The sequence below is a fragment of the Micromonospora sp. URMC 107 genome, from assembly GCF_051386315.1.
Lineage (GTDB): Bacteria > Actinomycetota > Actinomycetes > Mycobacteriales > Micromonosporaceae > Micromonospora.
Window position 1 is genome coordinate 1 of the sequence record NZ_JBPQTK010000024.1, and the last position, 17,898, is coordinate 17,898.

The window sequence follows — 17,898 nt, forward strand, 5'->3', positions numbered from 1 at the left end:
CCCCGCCCCCGACCACCCCGCCGCCGACCAGCGGCTGCACCGCGACGTACCGGGTGACCGGCTCCTGGCAGGGCGGCTTCCAGGGCGAGCTGGTGGTCCGCAACGCCGGCAGCGCGGCGATCGCCGGCTGGACGGTGGGCTGGACCTTCCCCGACGGCCAGAAGATCACCCAGCTCTGGGGCGGCACGCACACCCAGACCGGGGCGACGGTCTCCGTCCGTGACGCCGGCTGGAACGGCGCCCTCGGGGCGGGCGCCACCGCCACCGCCGGCTTCCTCGGCAGTACGACCGGGGCGAACACCGCGCCGGCCACCGTCACCTGCACCGCCCGCTGACCGTCCCGCCCCGCCGACCGCGCACCCCGTTCCGACCAGGGGCGGGACGTGCGCGGTCGCGCGGGGCGGCGGTGGAGCCGGTACCGGGTCGGTGAGCGCCGAGGAGTCGGCCGCACCCCGGCACGCATCGACAGGCCGGCATGCCGACGGAGCGCGCCATAGGCTCGGGGGATCGCCCGTCGAAGGAGGGACCCTCCGTGAATCCGATCAGGACGGCCTATCTCACCGCCGCGCGTTCGGCGGTGGACCTGCTCACCGACCCCGCCGTCGCGGCCCGCTGGGACGAACCGAGCGCCCTGCCCGCGTTCGGCGTGGGGGGCCTGGCCGGTCACCTCGCCAGCCAGGTGCTCGGCGTCCCCGCCGTGCTGGCCGCGCCCGTCCCCGCCGGTGACCCCGTGGGGCTGCTCGACCACTACGCGCGCGGCACCTGGCTCGGCGCCCCGGTCGACGCCACGGTCAATGTCGCCATCCGCCGCGCCGGTGACGGCCTCGCCGCCGACGGCCCGGCCGCTCTGGTCGACCGGTGCGCCGCCACGCTGCGCGAGCTGACCGGCGTGCTGCTCTCGGAGCCACCCGAGCGGGTGGTGCACGTGGCCCGTGGCCCGTGGTCGCTCACCCTGGACGACTACCTGGTCACCCGGCTGATGGAACTCGTCGTGCACGCCGACGACCTCGCGGTCAGCGTCGGCGTGCCCACCCCGGAGCTGCCGGCCGAGGCGGTCGATCCGGTGCTGACGCTGCTGGTCCGCCTCGCCGTACGCCGGCACGGGCAGCCGGCGGTGCTGCGCGCGCTGAGCCGCGCGGAGCGGGCACCGGCGAGCGTCGCCGCCCTCTGAGGCGGGGCGCGAGGTGAGGTGACGCCTGCTGCCGGAAGCCACCCCGGACAGGCGGCCTGGTGTCGGAAGCCACCCCGGACAGGCGCGGGCCCCGGCCGACTCGCCGTCGGCCGGGGCCCGTTCGCCGCGAGCGTGTGCCGGGCCGGTCAGCCGTCGAGGCCGACCGGGGAGTTGGGGCGGTCGACGTCGACGAACTCGATGTCGTCCATCGCCCGGTCGCCCCGGCTGCCGGCGGCCCGCGCGGCGGTGCCGGCGGCCCAGCCGATCGCCGCGCCGACCAGCGCGGCGCCGATCAGCAGCGTCCAGGGCAACGCGGGACGGCGGCCGGCCAGCGCGTCGAAGGCGAGGGTGGCCCGGCGGCGGGCCTCGTCCGCCGCGGAGCCCACCAGGTCGCCGGCCTCGTCGGCGAAACCGGAACCGCCTCGGCGAGCCGAACGGGCGGTGTCCCGGACGCTGTCACCGGCGGAGCTGACCGCCGAGACCAGGTGCTGCCACGCCTGGTCCGTGACGCGCTCGGGCTTGCTGCGGCGGTCCAGCAGGTTGCTTGCGAACATGGTGGGTTACCTCCTCGGGTGCCGAAGCCGGCGGCCACTTCGGACTTCGGCGTCGCACCGGCGTGTGACGGTTCGCTCGTTTCCGCCTGTGCCCCGTGGGGCGGTTCCGCAAACCCGGCGCGGCGGCGGGTGCCGCGACCCGGGTGACGTCGGCGGGCGGTGCGGGGGCGTCAGCGGACGGCGACCGCCGCGCTCACGCCCCGCGCGAAGTCGTCGTCATCGTCGTCGTCATCGCCACCGCCGCCGCCGAACCCGCAGGCCAGTACGAGGGCCAACAGCGCGCTGACGCCGGCCAGCGCGGCAAGTCTCCTGAGCATCGATCGTCCTCCCGGTCGCAGTCGTGTCTCCGAGCCGATGCTAGGCAGTACGGGCAAGGCCGGGGGCCGAAGCGGTACAGGCCACGCCCGAGGGGTCCGCTGCTGGGCGGTGGCGGCAGCAGCCGGCTACCCTGGGGCGCGACGCGTCAGCGGCAGCTGATCGTTGGTTGGACAAAACGTCAATAGTTCGGATTTGGGCGACTTGCCGTGCCCTCGTCCGCGAATTGCTCATCCCGAGGGGTGGCGACCGAGGCCGTCGGAGGAATACTCTCGGTCGCGGCCCGCGTACTGATGAGGCGCCCGTCGGACGGGCGAGTGGAGGTGCTCGCGTGAGCCTGTCGATCGTGAAGTCGGTCCTGCCCGGTGGTGTCATCGAGATCGCCCCGCGGGGTGAGATCGACGTCGACACCGCATACGAGGTGCGCGAGGCGATCGCCGAGGTCCTGACCAAGGGGCGCCCCGGCCGGATCGAGCTGAACATGCGGCTCGTCACCTTCATCGACTCGGTCGGCATCAGCGCGATGGTCGCCGGCTTCCAGACCGCCGAGGTGAGCGGCGTCAAGCTCGTCGTCACCGAGCCGAGCCGGTTCGTGCACCGGCAGCTCTGGGTGACCGGCCTGCTCGGCCTCTTCGGCGCCCCCGAGCCCTACTACGCCGGCGCGCCCACGCCCGAGGTCCTCCCCGGCGCCTGACCCGCCGACAACACCCCACCGACCCGCCACGACGCGGGAGGGTGGGGGCCCTCAGCCGTCGCCGAGGCCCGACAGGTCGACGTCCGCCACCTCGGTGACCGCGCGGATCGCCGTCACCGAGGCGTAGCCGTCGGCCAGCAGGGCCAGGTCGGTGCCGGGCTGCACGGCCTGCCCCGGCTCCTCCAGCGACGTGCGGACGAAGCCGTGCCCGGCCTCCGCCACCGTCATCTGCACCTGGCCGAAGCTGGCCAGCGTGCCCCGGCGTACCCCGCGCAGCCGGTTGTGCGGCAGGTCCGGCGCGTTGACGTTGAGCACGCTCTCCACCGGCCCGGCGGTGAGCCGGGGCAGCAGGTCCAGGGCGACCCGGGCGGCCGTCGACCAGTGCCGCTCGGCGTCGCGTACCCGGGCGGCGGCGGCCACCGCGGCGCCCCCGCTGGCGGCCGTGGCCTCTCCGGCCGAGAGCACGTCGAGCGAGACGGCCATCGCCCGGCAGCCGTTCGCAGCGGCGGTGAAGGCGGCGCCCACCGTCCCCGAGTGCAGCACCGCCCGTCCCGCGTTCGCACCCCGGTTGATGCCGGAGAGCACCACCGTCGGCGGGGGTCCGAAGGCGCCGTGCACCGCGATCAGCGCGATGAAGCCGGGGGAGCCGCCGACCGCGAACGCCGGCACTCCCGGCAGCTCCGACAGCGGGTGCTCGTGGACCACCACGTGACCGTCGCGCTCCACGGCGGTCATCGCGGCGCTGGTGCCGCTCGCCTCCTCCAGCGGCGCGGCGACCACCACGTCCAGGCCCCGGTCCGCCGCCGCCCGCGCCAGCGCCTGGATGCCGGGCGCGGCGATCCCGTCGTCGTTGGTCACCAGCACCCGCAGCGTCATCGCTCGGCCGCCCGGTCGGCCAGCTCGTCGGGGCTGGTCCGCTCCTGTGGCCGGCTGCCGGCCGGTACGAGGCGCACCCGGTCGACCAGCCCGGTGATCGAATCGAGCCGGCCGGTGCCCAGGCCGTGCCGGGTCACGTTCAGCGCGCCGGCCGCCGCGCCGGTACGGATCGCGGTGCGCACGTCACCGCCGCGCGCGACCACGGCCGCCACCCCGGCCGTCATCGAGTCGCCCGCCCCGCGCGGGTCGGCCGCCTCCAGCCGGGGCATCTCCACCTCGAAGACCTCGCCGTCGACCAGAGCGAGGGCGGGCTTGTCGGCCCGGCTCACCACCACGTTCTCGGCGCCGCCGGCGTGCAGGTCGTACAGGGCCCGGGTGAGCTGCTCCTCGTCCTCGCCGTCGGCGCGGCCGTCGGCGATCAGCTCCTCGTGGCTGACCTTGAGGAAGAAGACGCCGCTCTGGAGCACGGCGTCGAGGTGCTCGCCGCAGAGGTCGACCACCACCCGGCTGCCGTTGGCCCCGAGGTCGGCGGCGAACCGCCGGTAGAGGTCGGCCGGGACCAGCGACGGCTCGTTCGGCCCGCTCAGCACGCTGACCGTGGCGCGCAGCCCCTCGCCGAGCGCCAGGTTGTAGAGCTCGTCCAGCTCGTGCCGGCTGAGCGGCTGGCCGGGCACGTCGACGATCTCCTCCCGGGAGCCCTCCCGCCGATCGTGCACGTACCCGCCGCTGCCGGAGTCGCGGAGCACCACCTTCAGGTTGACCCCCTCGCTGACCAGCAGCGGCTCCAGCACCTGGCCGATCTCGCCACCGAGGGCGGTGCAGAGCACCACGTCGACCCCGAGCGACATGACCATCCGGGCCTGCCAGACGCCCTGCCCGCCGGGGTGCAGGTGCAGCTCCGGCGCGTCGCTGGGCTGGTCGACGGTCACCGTCAGCCGGGGCGTGGGCGCGAAGACCATCACGTGCCCGCTCATCCGTCGTACCCGTTCATGCGCCCACCCTCCACCGATCGACACGTGACGTGACCATCCATCAGCCGACCGTAGTGGGATTCGGGCCCGGGCGTCCGGACTCCGGGTGGGATCGGCGCGGCGTTGCCAGCGCGCCCGGCATGCGCGACGATCGGGCGACCATCGACGGCGGGGAGACGGCGTGCTCAGGCGGGATTCCTTCAGCTACACCGTCCAGGCGCGCTGCTCCCTCGCGGAGGCCGCGGCGCTGCTCGCCGATCCCCGCCGGCAGGAGGAGCTGCACCCGCTCATCGTCCGGGTCCGTCGGGTGCCGCCCCGCCCCGGCGCGCGCGCCAGCTACGACATCACCGATCGACTCGCCGCCGGGCCGGTGCGCCTGCCGATCACCTACCGGGCCGACGTCCTCGTCCACGATCCCGACGAGATCGTCACCGTGGCGCGGCAGTGGCCCGCCACCACGGTGCGCAACCACACCCGGCTGCGGGTGGAGCCCGACGACGTGGTCCGCATCGACGTGGAGATCACCCTCTCCGCGCCCGCGCCGCTCTTCGGCTACGCGTTCCGCCAGGCCCGCGCAGCCCACCTCGGGCTGGCCGCCCGCCTCGCCGTGGCCCTCGACACGCGCCCGCCCGGGCCGCCGGCCGACTGACCAACGGGACGACCGGAGTCGGCGGGCGCCCGCGCCCCCGGTGACCCGCCGACGGGCGGGGCACCGGGGCGCGGGCCGTCAGTAGACCGACAGGTGCACGTGGTTGGTGTGGTCGCTGGACGGGTCGCCGTTGGCCCCGCTGTACGACTTCCATCCGCTGCTCGGCAGCCAGATCTGCCTGTACCAGATCACGTAGAGCACGGCGAGCCGGTCGGCGTTGCGCACGTAGAACGCCGCCAGGTTGTTGCCGTACGTCCGGTCGCCACCGGTGGCGTCGCCGCCGAAGCCGCCCTTCTGGGCCGCGAAGTCGCAGGCCCGGCCCTTCGGGTGCTCGCCCGAGCCGCCGGGACGGTAGCAGGAGACGTAGCGGGTGAAGCCCGCCGCCTTGGCCTGGTTGAGCGCGTGCAGGGTGCGCGGGGTGATGCAGCCGTTGGCGGGGGTGGGGTCGTTGACGCTGCACGACTCACGCGGCCAGGAGCCGTCGGAGTTGCGCGGCGCCGCCTTCGCCGTCTTGTTCGAGGTGCCGCCCGGCGAGGCGCCCCCGCCCGCGGACTGTCGCTGTCGCTGTTCCTGTTGCTGCTTCCGGTTGGCGACCGTCAGCGCCCGTTCGGCCTGCTCCTTGCGCTTGGCCATCACGGTGACCTGCTTGCGCTGCTCCCGGATCTCGCCGTCCAGGGCGAGCTTGGTGCGGGTGGCCTCGTCCCGGGTCTCCTGGAGTTCGCGCAGGGCCCGGTCCTCCTTGGCGGCGACCGCGTCGAGGGCGGCGGCGCGGTCCATGAAGCCGTCCGGTGAGCCGCTGTTGAGCAGGGCGGACGCCACGCTGAGCCGGCCGGTGCGGTAGGCGGCCCCCGCGATCTCGCCGACGTTGGCGGTGCGCGCGGTCAGCTCGACCTCGGTGGTCTTGAGCTGCGCGGTGAGCTGCTGCTGCCGCTTGGTCGACGTCTCCAGGGCGCGCTTGGCGTCGAGGTAGCCCTTGCTGGCCGCCTCCAGCTGGTCCCGCAGGGCGGGGGTGCCGCCCTCCTGGTCCTGGCCGGGAGCCGCGGCGAGCAGGCCGGCGCGGGTGGTGGCCGCCGCCGGGGCGGCGGTGACCGGGGCCACCGCGGCGCCCAGGGCGAGCATCGTGGCGATCAGGGCCGCCGTTCGGGCGGCACGTCGTCGTACAGGTGCCATCACGGGCATACACGTGTCCTTCCGTCAGCCGCCGACCGGGTTAGCTGACGGGTTCGGGACGGAAGATCCCTACCGCTGACGCGGATGCACCCCACGAACATGGTTCCCCGGTTCGCCCCGCCGGGCGATTAGGCGGCGACCACCGCCGGCACCGGTGGGTGCCGCCTGGCGGAGGCCGAAGCCGAGCCTACCGGTGCCGGTGTGACTGGTGCAGCGCAGGTGACGGACGGTGTGCGTCCACTAACAGTCAAATCCGGCATAAGGCAACAATACTATCCCAGAATTAAGGTTGTCCTCATTACCACTCCACCGCCCCGCAGGCCCCGGGCGACGCTCCCGGCTCGATCTGCAACGTGGCGTGTTCGATCTGGAAGTCGTCGTGCAGCGCGGCCCGGGCGGCGGCCAGCACCGCGCCCACCTCCGCGCCGGGCGCCATCGTCAGGTGCGCCGAGGCCACCTCCATCCCGGAGGTCAGCGTCCAGACGTGCAGGTCGTGCACCTCGGCGACGCCCGGCACGGCGGCCAGCCGGTCGTGCACCGCGGTGACCTGGAGGTGTTCCGGCGCGGCCTGTACGAGGATGCGCAGCGCGGCCCGACCGAGCCGCCAGGTGCGGGGCAGGATGAACAGCCCGATCGCGACGGCCACCAACGGGTCGGCCCACCACCAGCCGGTGGTGGCGATCAGCAGCGCCGCCCCGATCACGCCCAGTGACCCCAGTAGGTCGCCGAGCACCTCCAGGTAGGCGCCGTGCACATTGATGCTCTCCTTCGCGCCGGAGCGCAGCAGCGCGAAGGCGCCGACGTTGGCGAGCAGGCCGAACACGGCGACCACCAGCATCGGGCCCGCCAGCACCTCGGGCGGGTCGCCGAAGCGGCGCACCGCCTCGACCACGACGTAGACCGCGACGCCGGAGAGCAGCACGGCGTTGGCCAGCGCGGCCAGCACCTCCAGCCGGTAGAGGCCGAAGGTGCGCTGCGGATCGGCGCCCGCCCGCCGGGTGGCGGCGATCGCCGCGAGCGCCATGCCGATGCCGAGCACGTCGGTGAACATGTGCCCGGCGTCGCTCAGCAGGGCCAGGGAGCCCGTGCGGAAGGCGGCCACCGCCTCCACCACCATCAGGCCGGCGAGCAGCCCGAACGCCGCCCAGAGCCGGCCCCGGTGGCGGTGTGCGGCATTCGCCACCGACCCGTGATGGTGGTCATGACCTGCGCCCACGCGCCCACCCTCCGTCAGGCGTCCGGATTCGCGTCCAATCTATGTTCACATCGCTATGTATGCAAGTAACGTGGCCTCAGCCGGTCGGGTCGACGGTGGTCAGACGCTGGGTGGCCCGGGACAGCGCGACGTAGAGCGTCCGCACCCCCGAACCCGGGTCGGCCCGGATCTCACCAGGGGCGACGAGGACGACCCCGTCGTACTCCATGCCCTTGGCCTCCAGGCTGGTCACCACCTGCAGGCGCGGCGCGGCCAGCCCGCCCAGCCAGCCGACCACCTCGTCGCGGCGGGGCACCGGCGTGATCACGCCGACCGTGCCCTCGACCTCGGCGAGCAGCGCGCGGGCCGCCGCCACGACGGCGCTCTCCAGCTCCGCCGGGGGCACCGCCAGTTCGACCGGGTCGACGCCGGTGGAGCGCACCGCCCTGGGCAGCGGCAGGTCCGGGTGCAGCCGGCGGATCTCGGCCGCCGCCACCGCGAAGATCTCCGCCGAGTTGCGGTAGTTCGTGGTGAGGGTGAAGTGGTGCCGCTTGCGCCGGCCCAACGCCTGGTCCCGGGCCCGGGTCAGCTCCTCGGGGTCCCCCGTCCACGCCGTCTGGGCCGGGTCGCCCACCACCGTCCACGAGGCCAGCCGGCCGCGCCGGCCGATCATCCGCCACTGCATCGGCGAGACGTCCTGCGACTCGTCGACCACCACGTGCGCGTACTCCCGGTAGTCCTCCGGGCGCTCCCGGGCCGCCTCGCGGGCGGCGCGCTGCCGGTCGGCGAAGGTGCTCAGCTCGCGGACCCCGCCGGCCAGCTGGAACGGGTCCCGCCTGGCCCGGGCCGGCCTCATCGGCTTGCCGAGCAACGCGTCCAGCTCGTCGAGCAGCGCGATGTCGGCGATCGTCAGCCCGGCGGCGTCGAGGCTGCGGTACGCGTCGGTCAGCAGCCGGATCTCGGCGCGGGAGAGGATCCCGGCGGCGTACCGGTGCAGCCGGTCCGGGCGGGCCAGCCAGCCCAGCACGTGCCGGGGGTGCAGCCGCGGCCACCACGCCTTGAGGAACTCCCGGAACTCCGGCCGCTCGGCGATCTCGTCCTCGAACGCGCGCTGCTCCGGCAGCCGGCCGACGCCCAACCGGCGGGCCTGCGCCCAGAGCGCCGCGAAGACCCCGTCGAAGCCGGCCCGGCGCACCTCGTTGCGCCGGGCGCCCCGGGGCAACGCCCGGTCCCGGATGCCGTCCAGCTCGCGGCGCTCCAGCCGGAGCAGCTCGCCCCGGTAGAGCAGGCGCAGCTCGTTCGGGCCGCCCGGCACCGCGTCCCGGGCCGCCCGCTCCAGCACCCGCCGCATCCGCAGCGAACCCTTGACCGCCGCCACCGCCGGCGGATCGGTGCGGGTGGCGGTCATGCCCGCGAAGAGCGTGCCCAGCGAGTGCAGGGTGGCGGTGTCCTCGCCGAGCGAGGGCAGCACCGAGGCGATGTACTCGACGAAGACCGAGGACGGGCCCACCACCAGGATGCCGCCGCCGGCGAACCGGCTGCGGTCGGAATAGAGCAGGTACGCGGCCCGGTGCAGGGCGACGGCCGTCTTCCCGGTGCCCGGACCGCCGGACACGATCGTCACGCCCGAGCCGGGGGAGCGGATCGCCTCGTCCTGCTCCCGCTGGATGGTGGCGACGATGTCCCGCATGCCCCGGCCGGTGGCCTTCGACAGCGTGGCCAGCAGCGCGCCGTCGCCGACCACCGCCATGTCGGCGGGCGCGGCGACGGGATCGAGCAGGTCGTCCTCGATCCGGGTGACCCGCTCGGCGGAGGACTGGATCGTGCGCCGCCGCACCACGCCCAGCGGCTGCGCCGGGGTGGCCTGGTAGAAGGCGGCGGCGGCCGGGGCCCGCCAGTCCACCACCAGGGTGGAGGCGTCGTCGTCCCGGATGCCGAGCCGCCCGACGTGCAGCACCTGCCGGTCGAGCAGGTCCAGCCGGCCGAAGACCAGGCCCTCGTGCTCGGCGTCCAGCATGTGCCGCCGCCGCGCGGCGTGGAACACCATCGCGTCCCGTTCGACCAGCGCCCCGAAGTTGCCCACCCGGGCGAGCCGGTAGCCCTCCTTCTCGGCGCTGACCGCCGACCGGCGCAGCTCGGCCAGTCGGGCGTACACCCGGTCGAGATGCCGCTGCTCGACGGCGATCTCCTGTTCCAGGGTGGTCTGGTCGGTCACCGCTCGCTCCTCCTGACGTCGGCGGCGGGCGGCGCGAACCGTGCGAACCGCGCCAGGCCAACCGCAAGAGGGTACGGCCCGCGCGCAACCAGCGGCGCGACCGGTGCGGGAAAGGAACCCGCGTCACGCCCGCGGGGGCCGCGGCGCGCTCCCGGACGCCCGGCTCAGTCCGCGCGGGCGGCGGCGGTGGCGTCGGCCCCCGGGACGGCGAGCACGCGCCGCAGCACGCCGCCCAGCGCCGCGTTGACCTCGTCGGGGCGTTCCATCATCAGCATGTGCCCGGCGCCCGGGCAGACGGTCAGCTCGGTCGCCGGCAGCGCGGCGGCGATCGACTCGGCGCAGGGTGGCGGGGTGAGGCGGTCCCGGTCGCCGACCAGGGCCGCCGCCGGCAGGTGGGCGAGCGCGGTGAGGGTGTCCAGCCGGTGCTGCGTGCCGATGGAGGCGCGGAACCCGCCGATCGAGCGCAGGGAGGCGCGGGCCACCGCCGAGGTGACCAGCCGGATGTCGTGGGGGTCGCAGCGGTCGCCGAAGAGCATCCAGCGGATGCTGGGACGCAGGGCGCGCAGCAGCGCCCGGGGCGGCCGCCAGGACCCGCACCGGGCCAGGACGCCGGCCCCGGTGGTCTCGGCGAGCCGGATCAACCGGGCGATCCGGGGCGAGAGGCCGTACGCGGTGTGCGTGTGGCCCTCGGCGGTGGTGGAGACGAAGACCAGCCCGGCCGTCCGGGCGGCGAAGTGCCCGGGGTGCCGGTGCGCGTACTCCATGATCGTCATGCCGCCCATCGAGTGGCCGACCAGCACGACGCGGCCGGCCGGGACCACCTCGTCCAGCACCGCGGCGAGGTCGTCGCCGAGCTGGGCCACCGTGGCGGTGGGCAGCGCCATGCAGCTCGACCGGCCGTGGCCGCGAGCGTCGTAGGTGACCACCCGTACCGCGTCGTCGAATCGTTCCCGCAGGTCGGCGAGCTGCCGGTGCCAGGCCCGCCCGTCCAGCGTCCAGCCGTGCAGCAGCACGACCGTGACCTCGGCGTCGGCCGGTCCGGTCGCCTCGACGTGCAGGCGTACGTCGTCGGGAAGACGCACCTCGACGTGCTCCGACATCGTCACCTCCCAGGCCGCACGGAACCGCAACACCGGGGATACCCGGTGGTAACACCGGCTACCCGTCATGAGACCACGGCAACCGGGTCGGTGAGAAGATTCGCAACCCGCTCCGGGCGCCCGGTGTGCCCGCCAAGCTGAGGGGCATGGGGTCGCCCCGCGCCGCGCTGGCCGAGCTGCTCGCCGGCAACCGCCGCTTCGTCAGCGGCCAGCCGATCCACGGCCACGACGTCACCGCCGCCGCGGCGGCGGCCTCGGGCGACCAGCAGCCGTACGCGGTGCTGCTCGGCTGCATCGACTCGCGGGTGCCGCTGGAGGCGATCTTCGACCAGACCTTCGGCTCGATCTGCGTGATCCGCACCGGCGGGCACGTGCTCGACCGGGCGGTGCTCGGCTCCATCGAGTACGTGGTGGGTGAGCTGGGCGTGCGGCTGGTCATGGTGCTCGGGCACGAGCGGTGCGGCGCGGTGGCCTCCGCCGTGGACGCGTTGCGCGGCGGGCGGTCGCCGGGCGGCGCGCTGGCCCACCTGGTCGACCAGATCGCCCCGGCGGTGACCGAGGTGGGCGTCGACGACCCCCGGGTGCGTCCGATGGCGGTCCGGCGGCACGTGCTGCGTACGGTGGCCGCCCTGCGCGCCGACGACCGGCTCGCCGCCCCGGTCGCCGCCGGCCGGCTGGCGGTGGTCGGCGCCCTCTACGACCTCGCGACCGGCGAGGTGGCCCTGCTGGAGACGTAGGAATCCCCTCGCCGGGGTCCGCGGACGCGAAACCGCCCACCGGGATGATCCCGACGGGCGGTTGCGGTGTCGCGTGGGGGAGGGCTCAGCCCTCGAAGACGCCGGCCTCGACGAGGCGCTTCTCGGTGGCGTCCCAGCCGTCACCCGGGTGGGTGGCGTTGAGGTTGTTGATCTCCGCCCGGATCTTCGCGGCGTGACCGGCGGCGGCCAGCACCCGGATCTCCTCGACGAACGCCTCGGAGTCGGTGCGCAGGTGCGCGGTCTTGCCGTTGGTCAGGTTCCGCACGTAGGCGTGCTTGCCGCCGTTGAGCGGGATGAGGTACTTGAACTCGCCCAGCACGCTGAGGGCGCCACCCTGGCCAGCCTGGCCGGCCCGGACTGACGCGCGCGCGGTCTTAGAGGTGTTGCTCGCCACGGAGGTACTCCTTGCAAGACGTACGGGAGGACGGAACGTCCGGGGGCTGTGCGGGTGACACCCTGGTGGGTGGACCCGCGGAAGATGTGCGCGGCACAGGCCGCCGATGGAACTGTACACGACCACGATCCCTGGCAGGTCATCGCGTCGTGAGGGGTCAACCGGGGCCACCCGTCCGACTATTCCGACCCGCGAATTTTCCGATTCCCTGGCGCACCATCCGTCACACCAGTCATCATGTGTTCCAGCAACCACTCGGGTGGTCGAGGTCGTAGGGGAAGACGCACCTCGCTCTCCGGGAGGTCACCGTGCCAACGCGTGGCGTCGTATACGTCCACTCGACCCCGCTCGCCGTGTGCTCACACGTCGAGTGGGCGATCGCGCGCGTCCTCGCCGCGCCGGTCAACCTGCAGTGGACGGCTCAGCCCGTCGACCCCGGCGCCCGCCGGGCCGAGTGCGGGTGGACCGGTCGCCCGGGGACGGGCGCCGAGCTGGCTGCTGCCCTCCGGCAGTGGCCCATGATCCGTTTCGAGGTGACCGAGGAGCCCAGCCCGGGCTCCGACGGCGAGCGCTTCATGTACGTGCCCGGGCGGGGCCTGTTCCGGGCGACCGTCGGGGCGGCCGGCGACATCCAGCTCGGCGAGGACCGGCTGCGCAGCATCATGGCGGGCGCGCGGGCGCCGGAGGCCCTCGCGCACGCCCTCGACAAGGCGCTCGGCACGGCGTGGGACGCCGAGCTGGAGCCCTACCGGTACGCCGGCGACGGCGCGCCGGTGACCCTGCTCACCCGCGTCGGCTGACACCCGGCCCCGACCGGGGCCGACTCATCCTTCGGGGTGAAGGTCAAGTTGCCCCGATAAGGGGTGAACTGGTGGGATGGGCCGCGTGTCGACTACCCCGCGACGTGCCGGCGTCGCGCTCGCCGCCCTGACCGCGCTGCTCGTCTCCGGGTGCTCCGGTCCGGCGGACCGCCGCCCCGACCCGGCGCCGACGAGGACCTGGTCGGCCAGGTGCTGATGCCGTACGCCTACGGCGACGCGGCCACCCGGGTCTCGCCCGGCTCGGCGGCCGGCAACCAGGCGCTGGCCGGGGTGGACACCCCCGCCCAGATGGTCGAGAAGTACCGGCTCGGCGGGCTGATCCTGGTCGGCTTCAGCGCCGACGACCCGACCAAGGGCAACCAGGAGACGACGAACGTCGACGACCCGAAGCAGGTCCGCGCGCTGACCGACGGCCTGCGCGCGGCCGCCGGCCGGCTGCCCGCCGGGCCGGCGCCCTTCCTGGTCGGCACCGACCAGGAGCACGGCGTGGTCACCCGGATCACCGACGGCGTGACGCTGCTGCCCAGCGCCCTCGCCGCCGGCGCCGCCGGAAGGCCGGAGCTGACCGAGGCCGCCTGGCGGGCGGCCGGCACCGAGCTCGCCGCGATGGGGATCAACCTCGACTTCGCCCCCGTCGCCGACGTGCTCGCCACCCGCAGCACCGTGATCGGCTCCCGGTCGTACGGGGCGGACCCGAAGGTGGCGGCGGGGCAGGTCGCGGGCGCGGTCCGCGGGCTGCAGGCCGCGGGCGTCGCGGCCACCGTCAAGCACTTCCCGGGGCACGGGCACAGCGCCGCCGACTCCCACGAGGGACTGCCGGTGCTCGACCAGCCCCGCCGGACGCTGGAGACCGGGGCGTGGCCGCCCTTCTCCGCCGCCATCGGCGCGGGCGCGATGGCCGTGATGTCCGCCCACCTCGACGCGCGGTCGGTGGACCCGGGCACCGCGGCGACCTTCTCGCACAAGCTGCTCACCGGCGTGCTCCGTGGCCAGCTCGGCTTCCAGGGCGTGGTGATCACCGACGGGATGAACATGCCGCCGGCCAAGCGCTGGTCGCCGGGCGAGGCCGCGGTGCGTGCCCTGAAGGCGGGCAACGACCTGATCCTGATGCCGCCGAACGTCGCTCAGGCGTACGACGGGCTGCTCGCCGCGCTCCGCGACGGCTCGCTGCCCCGGGCCCGCCTCGTCGAGGCCGCGACCCGCGTGCTGACGATGAAGTTCAAGCTGGCCGACCGGCCCACGCCGGAGCTGTCCACGCTGGGCGGCCCGGCGCACCGCAAGGCGGCCGAGGACCTGGCCGCGGCGGCGGTGACGGTGCTGCGGGGCGCCTGCGGCGGCGGCGTACGGGGCCCGGTGACCGTGACCGCCTCCGGCGGGCGGGACCACACGCGGGCGGCGCTGACCGAGGCGCTCAAGGCCGCCGGGGTCGAGGTGGTGGCCGGCGGCGGCACCGTGGTGCACCTCGTCGGGTACGGCGACGGCGCCGGCGACCTGCGCGCCGACGCCGCCGTCACGGTCGCCATGGACACCCCGTACGTGCTGGCGAAGGCCAAGTCGCCGACCCTGCTGGCGACCTACTCGTCCAGCCGGGCGTCGATGACCGCCCTCGCCGGGGTGCTGGCCGGCAAGGCCCGCCCGGACGGCCGGTCCCCGGTGCCGGTGACCGGCCTGCCCGCCACGACCTGCCGCGCGTGAGCCGCGTCAGTCGCGGTTGATCCGGGCCGACTGCTTCACCAACTGGTACGCCGGCAGCAGCTCCGCGGGCTCCGAGGTGTCCAGGCTCAGCACGATCGGCCCGTACAGGGAGGAGACCGCGATGGCCCGGTCGTGGACCGTGCCGCCGTCCTCCTCGAGGTAGCTCGCCTCGACGGCGTCGACGGTGCCGGCCTTCACGCGCCGGTACTCCGCGTCGGTGGCGTCGGGCGAGTAGGCGTCGAGGAAGTGCTTCAGGTGCTCCTGGGCGCCGCCGGCGACCCCGTCGACGCGCCACACCCGGAGGAACCCGAGCGCGCCGGTCGGCCGGGCGTCGAGCTCGCACAGCATGAGGGCCTTGCCGACGCGGGGCTCGCCGAACTTCGCCGAGCCCTTCACCGCCTCGACCTTCCACTCCGCCGGCAGCGAGAAGGTGACCGGCAGCTCGCAGGGCGTGCCCTTCCCGCCCACGGTGGTGCCGGCGGGCGCGGCCACCACCTCGTCGTGCCAGGGCGGGCCGGGCGTCACCGGCGAGGCGGTGGCGCCCGGCGAGGCCGACGGGGAGCCGCCGGCCGACGGCGACTCCTTCCCGTCGGCGCAGCCGCCGGTCAGTCCGATGGTGAGCGCCGCGAGCACGGCGGCGCGGGTACGACGTCGCATGGTGTCCATTCCCCGTCGACGATGAGCCGGCCCATCAAAGCGGCACGGACGGGCGCCGTCAACCCGATGGGGTCAGCTGGCGCGCAGGGCGGCGATCAGCCACTCCACGGCGGGCACCGCGGGCGGGAAGGGAGGCCGCTGGTTGAGCACCCCGATCAGCTGCCAGTACCGCTCCACCTGCCGGTCCGTGAAGGCGGCCATCCCGTCGGCGAGCGCGAGCCGCTCGTCGCGGGACAGCCCCGGGTCCAGCAGCTCGTCGAGCACCGCCCGCGCCTGCTCCGAGTCCGGCGCGACGCCGGCGGCGAGCGCGGCGCGCGCCGGCTCGATCGAGTGCATCGCCACCGGGGGCGACGGCGCGGTGCCCGCCGCGCCCGCCACCGCCATCGCGCGCACCCGCCGGCGGAAGTCCGGGTCGGCGACCAGCCCGGCCAGCTCGACCCAGGCGTCCACCTCCTCGTCGGTGGGCTCGTCGGGCAGGTCGGCGGGGAGCCTCCGCATCGCCCGGGCCAGCCCGTCGCCGTCGGGGCCGGGCTCCACGCCGCCGAAGACCTCGGCGACGAAGTCGTCGACGATCCGTTGCCGCTCCTGAGCGGAGAGGCGGGCCAGGTCGTTCATCAGTCTCAACTCCTCGGTCGTGCTGCCACGTCGGGCGACCGACCGCAGCACCGCCCGGCGCAGCCGCAGCGTGCGGATCTCCGCGTCCAGGGCGCGGCTGTGCGCCTGTGCCACCTCCCGGACGCTGGTCCGCCGCTGGAGGATCCGGCGGACGTCGTCCAGGCCGATCCCCAACTCCCGCAGGCTGCGGACGAGGTCCAGCCGGGCCACGGCCGCCGCGTCGTAGAGCCGGTAACCGCCGGTGGACCGGGCGGTGGGCGGGAGCAGGCCGAGATCGGACCAGAAGCGGATCGTCCGGACGGACAGGCCGGTCCGGCGGGCGAGTTGCCCGATGGTGAACAGGTCGGTGCGGTCGTCCACGTCGAACAGCCTCCTGCCTCCAGCCGCTGGAGAGTCAAGCGGGAAAACCGGGTCGCCCTCGTCCGCCCCGCCTGGCACCCTCGGCGCACATGGGAACGGCTGAGGGCCGGCACCCCCGCAACGGGGGCTGAGCGACGCGGAAGGGCCCGCGCTCGTGGTGAGCGCGGGCCCTTCCGGCGTACGTCGGCCCCCGCCGGTGCCTGCGGCCGGCTCTCCCGCGCCGGCCGCGCCCCGACGAAGCGGCCGGTCTAGAGGGGGATGTTGCCGTGGGCGCCTCGTGCCGCGGGGGCGGCGGCGAGGGCCTCGGCGATGCGGCGGCGGGTCTCGGCCGGGGTGATGACGTCGTCCACGACGCCGATCTCGAGGGCGCGGTTGACGCCGCCGGCGATGCGGGTCTGCTCCTCGACGAGGTGCGCGCGCAGCGTCTCGCGCTCCTCGGCGGGGACGGCGGCCAGCTTCCTGCGGTGCAGGATGTTGACGGCGGCGCTGGCTCCCATGACCGCGACCTCGGCGTTCGGCCAGGCGAACACGGCCGTGGCGCCCAGCGAGCGGGAGTTCATCGCGATGTACGCCCCGCCGTAGGCCTTGCGGGTGACCAGGGTGACCCGGGGCACGACGGCTTCGGCGAAGGCGTGCAGGAGCTTCGCGCCGCGGCGGACGACGCCGTCCCACTCCTGGCCGAGGCCGGGCAGGTAGCCGGGGACGTCGACCAGGACGATCAGCGGCACGCCGAGGGAGTCGCACATCCGCACGAACCGGGCGGCCTTCTCGGCGCTGGCGGCGTCCAGGCAGCCGCCCAGGCGCAGCGGATTGTTCGCCACGACCCCGACGGTGCGTCCCGCGAAGCGACCCAGGGTGGTCACCACGTTCGGCGCCCACTTGGCGTGCAGTTCCACCCCGGGGTCGTCCAGCAGCGCCTTGACCACCGGCCTGACGTCGTAGGCCCGGTTCGTCTCCACCGGCATCTTCGCCGCCAGGTCGTGCCCACCCTCGTCCTGGGCGGACACGTCGTCGGGCGACAGGCGCCCCTGCCGGCCCAGCAACGCGGCGAGCTTGCGGGTCTCGGTCAGCGCCGCCCCGTCGTCGGCGCAGGTCACGTGGACCACCCCGGAGCGGCGGCCGTGCGGCTCGGGCCCACCGAGGCGGGCCATGTCGACCTGCTCACCGGTGACGCTGCGGACCACCTCCGGGCCGGTCACGAAGATCCGGCCCGCGCCGCTCATCACCACGATGTCGGTCAGCGCCGGCCCGTACGCGGCGCCACCGGCCGCCGGACCCAGCACCGTGGAGATCTGCGGCACCCGCCCCGAGGCCCGCACCATCGCCGCGAACACCTGACCCACCGCGTCCAGGGCGACCACGCCCTCGGCCAACCGCGCCCCGCCCGAGTGCCACAACCCCACCACCGGCACCCGCTCCCGCACCGCGGTGTCGATCGCGTCCACGACGTGCCGGCACCCGTCGGTGCCCATCGCCCCGCCCATCCGCGTCGCGTCCGTGGCGTACGCGACCACCGGCGAGCCGTCGACCTCACCCCGCGCCCACAGCACACCGGAGGTGTCCCGCGGCACCGACAACCGCAACGAACCCGCGTCGAACAACGCCCGGAGCCGGACTTCCGGATCCCGGTGGTCCACGACGGAAGATTCGTCCACGCCGACGGCGGTGGTGGTCACGTGAGCCTCCAT

The 17,898-nt window shown here is 74.9% G+C and carries 18 protein-coding genes, 1 pseudogene and 1 riboswitch; of the genes and pseudogenes, 7 read left to right on the forward strand and 12 right to left on the reverse strand.

Annotated elements, in window-relative coordinates:
- Together ACSNN9_RS08350 and ACSNN9_RS08355 are read left to right on the forward strand one after the other, a co-directional pair.
- Nucleotides 1–335, forward strand: a 335-nt coding sequence (locus tag ACSNN9_RS08350; RefSeq protein ID WP_436672294.1) for a cellulose binding domain-containing protein, incomplete at its 5' end; no start/stop codon positions are given.
- 197 nt (nucleotides 336–532) lie between these two features.
- On the forward strand, nucleotides 533–1,171 hold the full coding sequence (locus tag ACSNN9_RS08355; RefSeq protein WP_436672296.1) for a maleylpyruvate isomerase N-terminal domain-containing protein: 639 nt from the start codon (nucleotides 533–535) through the stop codon (nucleotides 1,169–1,171).
- A 146-nt stretch (nucleotides 1,172–1,317) separates the two neighbouring features.
- Here the strand turns inward: ACSNN9_RS08355 and ACSNN9_RS08360 are convergent, their stop codons facing one another.
- Nucleotides 1,318–1,725 carry a hypothetical protein gene (locus tag ACSNN9_RS08360; RefSeq protein WP_436672297.1) on the reverse strand — a complete coding sequence of 136 codons (408 nt, stop codon included), beginning with the start codon at nucleotides 1,723–1,725 and terminating at the stop codon, nucleotides 1,318–1,320.
- Between the two features lie 170 nt (nucleotides 1,726–1,895).
- On the reverse strand, nucleotides 1,896–2,042 hold the full coding sequence (locus ACSNN9_RS08365; protein ID WP_436672299.1) for a hypothetical protein: 147 nt from the start codon (nucleotides 2,040–2,042) through the stop codon (nucleotides 1,896–1,898).
- Nucleotides 2,043–2,371: 329 nt separating this feature from the next.
- On the opposite strand from ACSNN9_RS08365, the gene ACSNN9_RS08370 reads away from it, so the two are divergent.
- A complete protein-coding gene (locus tag ACSNN9_RS08370; RefSeq protein WP_088998998.1) occupies nucleotides 2,372–2,734 on the forward strand; it encodes an STAS domain-containing protein in 363 nt (120 codons plus the stop codon).
- A 51-nt stretch (nucleotides 2,735–2,785) separates the two neighbouring features.
- Here the strand turns inward: ACSNN9_RS08370 and surE are convergent, their stop codons facing one another.
- Both surE and ACSNN9_RS08380 read right to left on the reverse strand, forming a co-directional pair.
- Nucleotides 2,786–3,610, reverse strand: coding sequence for a 5'/3'-nucleotidase SurE (gene surE / locus ACSNN9_RS08375; RefSeq protein ID WP_436672301.1), 825 nt, complete (start codon nucleotides 3,608–3,610; stop codon nucleotides 2,786–2,788).
- Complete coding sequence (locus tag ACSNN9_RS08380) at nucleotides 3,607–4,584, reverse strand: 1-phosphofructokinase family hexose kinase (RefSeq protein WP_358091487.1); 978 nt, start codon at nucleotides 4,582–4,584, stop codon at nucleotides 3,607–3,609. The genes surE and ACSNN9_RS08380 overlap by 4 nt, the downstream gene beginning before the upstream one ends.
- 178 nt (nucleotides 4,585–4,762) lie before the next feature.
- Between ACSNN9_RS08380 and ACSNN9_RS08385 the strand changes: the two genes are divergently transcribed.
- Nucleotides 4,763–5,230: an SRPBCC family protein gene (locus ACSNN9_RS08385; RefSeq protein ID WP_436672302.1), complete on the forward strand. Its 468-nt coding sequence runs from the start codon at nucleotides 4,763–4,765 to the stop codon at nucleotides 5,228–5,230.
- A gap of 78 nt (nucleotides 5,231–5,308) precedes the next feature.
- Here ACSNN9_RS08385 and ACSNN9_RS08390 read toward each other — a convergent pair whose 3' ends face one another.
- From ACSNN9_RS08390 to ACSNN9_RS08405, 4 genes are all read right to left on the reverse strand, one after another.
- On the reverse strand, nucleotides 5,309–6,400 hold the full coding sequence (locus tag ACSNN9_RS08390; protein ID WP_436672348.1) for a coiled-coil domain-containing protein: 1,092 nt from the start codon (nucleotides 6,398–6,400) through the stop codon (nucleotides 5,309–5,311).
- Nucleotides 6,401–6,413: 13 nt separating this feature from the next.
- Nucleotides 6,414–6,545, reverse strand: a riboswitch (cyclic di-AMP (ydaO/yuaA leader).
- A gap of 153 nt (nucleotides 6,546–6,698) precedes the next feature.
- Nucleotides 6,699–7,616 (reverse strand): cation diffusion facilitator family transporter, encoded by a 918-nt coding sequence (locus ACSNN9_RS08395; RefSeq protein WP_436672303.1) that lies wholly within the window; start codon nucleotides 7,614–7,616, stop codon nucleotides 6,699–6,701.
- Between the two features lie 76 nt (nucleotides 7,617–7,692).
- Nucleotides 7,693–9,810, reverse strand: coding sequence for a HelD family protein (locus ACSNN9_RS08400; RefSeq protein ID WP_436672304.1), 2,118 nt, complete (start codon nucleotides 9,808–9,810; stop codon nucleotides 7,693–7,695).
- Between the two features lie 164 nt (nucleotides 9,811–9,974).
- The gene (locus tag ACSNN9_RS08405; protein WP_436672305.1) at nucleotides 9,975–10,910 is read right to left on the reverse strand and encodes an alpha/beta fold hydrolase; all 936 of its coding nucleotides are present in this window, start codon (nucleotides 10,908–10,910) and stop codon (nucleotides 9,975–9,977) included.
- A 146-nt stretch (nucleotides 10,911–11,056) separates the two neighbouring features.
- Between ACSNN9_RS08405 and ACSNN9_RS08410 the strand changes: the two genes are divergently transcribed.
- A complete protein-coding gene (locus ACSNN9_RS08410) occupies nucleotides 11,057–11,647 on the forward strand; it encodes a carbonic anhydrase (RefSeq protein WP_358091475.1) in 591 nt (196 codons plus the stop codon).
- Between the two features lie 85 nt (nucleotides 11,648–11,732).
- Here the strand turns inward: ACSNN9_RS08410 and ACSNN9_RS08415 are convergent, their stop codons facing one another.
- A complete protein-coding gene (locus ACSNN9_RS08415) occupies nucleotides 11,733–12,062 on the reverse strand; it encodes a hypothetical protein (protein WP_121655853.1) in 330 nt (109 codons plus the stop codon).
- Between the two features lie 308 nt (nucleotides 12,063–12,370).
- Between ACSNN9_RS08415 and ACSNN9_RS08420 the strand changes: the two genes are divergently transcribed.
- Together ACSNN9_RS08420 and ACSNN9_RS08425 are read left to right on the forward strand one after the other, a co-directional pair.
- Nucleotides 12,371–12,862 carry a DUF3145 domain-containing protein gene (locus ACSNN9_RS08420; protein ID WP_357878380.1) on the forward strand — a complete coding sequence of 164 codons (492 nt, stop codon included), beginning with the start codon at nucleotides 12,371–12,373 and terminating at the stop codon, nucleotides 12,860–12,862.
- Between the two features lie 76 nt (nucleotides 12,863–12,938).
- Nucleotides 12,939–14,578, forward strand: a pseudogene (locus ACSNN9_RS08425) (glycoside hydrolase family 3 protein).
- 6 nt (nucleotides 14,579–14,584) lie between these two features.
- On the opposite strand, the gene ACSNN9_RS08430 reads toward ACSNN9_RS08425, so the two are convergent.
- The 3 genes from ACSNN9_RS08430 to ACSNN9_RS08440 form a co-directional block, all read right to left on the reverse strand.
- On the reverse strand, nucleotides 14,585–15,244 hold the full coding sequence (locus tag ACSNN9_RS08430; RefSeq protein WP_436672306.1) for a lipoprotein: 660 nt from the start codon (nucleotides 15,242–15,244) through the stop codon (nucleotides 14,585–14,587).
- Nucleotides 15,245–15,307: 63 nt separating this feature from the next.
- Nucleotides 15,308–16,210: a MerR family transcriptional regulator gene (locus tag ACSNN9_RS08435; RefSeq protein WP_436672307.1), complete on the reverse strand. Its 903-nt coding sequence runs from the start codon at nucleotides 16,208–16,210 to the stop codon at nucleotides 15,308–15,310.
- A gap of 248 nt (nucleotides 16,211–16,458) precedes the next feature.
- Nucleotides 16,459–17,898, reverse strand: a complete 1,440-nt coding sequence (locus tag ACSNN9_RS08440; RefSeq protein WP_436672308.1) for an acyl-CoA carboxylase subunit beta — start codon at nucleotides 17,896–17,898, stop codon at nucleotides 16,459–16,461.

What these genes read in the sequence shown, in the direction of transcription:
- ACSNN9_RS08360 (WP_436672297.1), bottom strand. Translation starts at nt 1,725, where the DNA reads ATGTTCGCAAGCAACCTGCTGGACCGCCGCAGCAAGCCCGAGCGCGTC.
- ACSNN9_RS08365 (WP_436672299.1), bottom strand. Translation starts at nt 2,042, where the DNA reads ATGCTCAGGAGACTTGCCGCGCTGGCCGGCGTCAGCGCGCTGTTGGCC.
- surE (WP_436672301.1), bottom strand. Translation starts at nt 3,610, where the DNA reads ATGACGCTGCGGGTGCTGGTGACCAACGACGACGGGATCGCCGCGCCC.
- ACSNN9_RS08380 (WP_358091487.1), bottom strand. Translation starts at nt 4,584, where the DNA reads ATGAGCGGGCACGTGATGGTCTTCGCGCCCACGCCCCGGCTGACGGTG.
- ACSNN9_RS08390 (WP_436672348.1), bottom strand. Translation starts at nt 6,400, where the DNA reads ATGGCACCTGTACGACGACGTGCCGCCCGAACGGCGGCCCTGATCGCC.
- ACSNN9_RS08405 (WP_436672305.1), bottom strand. Translation starts at nt 10,910, where the DNA reads ATGTCGGAGCACGTCGAGGTGCGTCTTCCCGACGACGTACGCCTGCAC.
- ACSNN9_RS08410 (WP_358091475.1), top strand. Translation starts at nt 11,057, where the DNA reads ATGGGGTCGCCCCGCGCCGCGCTGGCCGAGCTGCTCGCCGGCAACCGC.
- ACSNN9_RS08430 (WP_436672306.1), bottom strand. Translation starts at nt 15,244, where the DNA reads ATGGACACCATGCGACGTCGTACCCGCGCCGCCGTGCTCGCGGCGCTC.
- ACSNN9_RS08440 (WP_436672308.1), bottom strand. Translation starts at nt 17,898, where the DNA reads ATGGAGGCTCACGTGACCACCACCGCCGTCGGCGTGGACGAATCTTCC.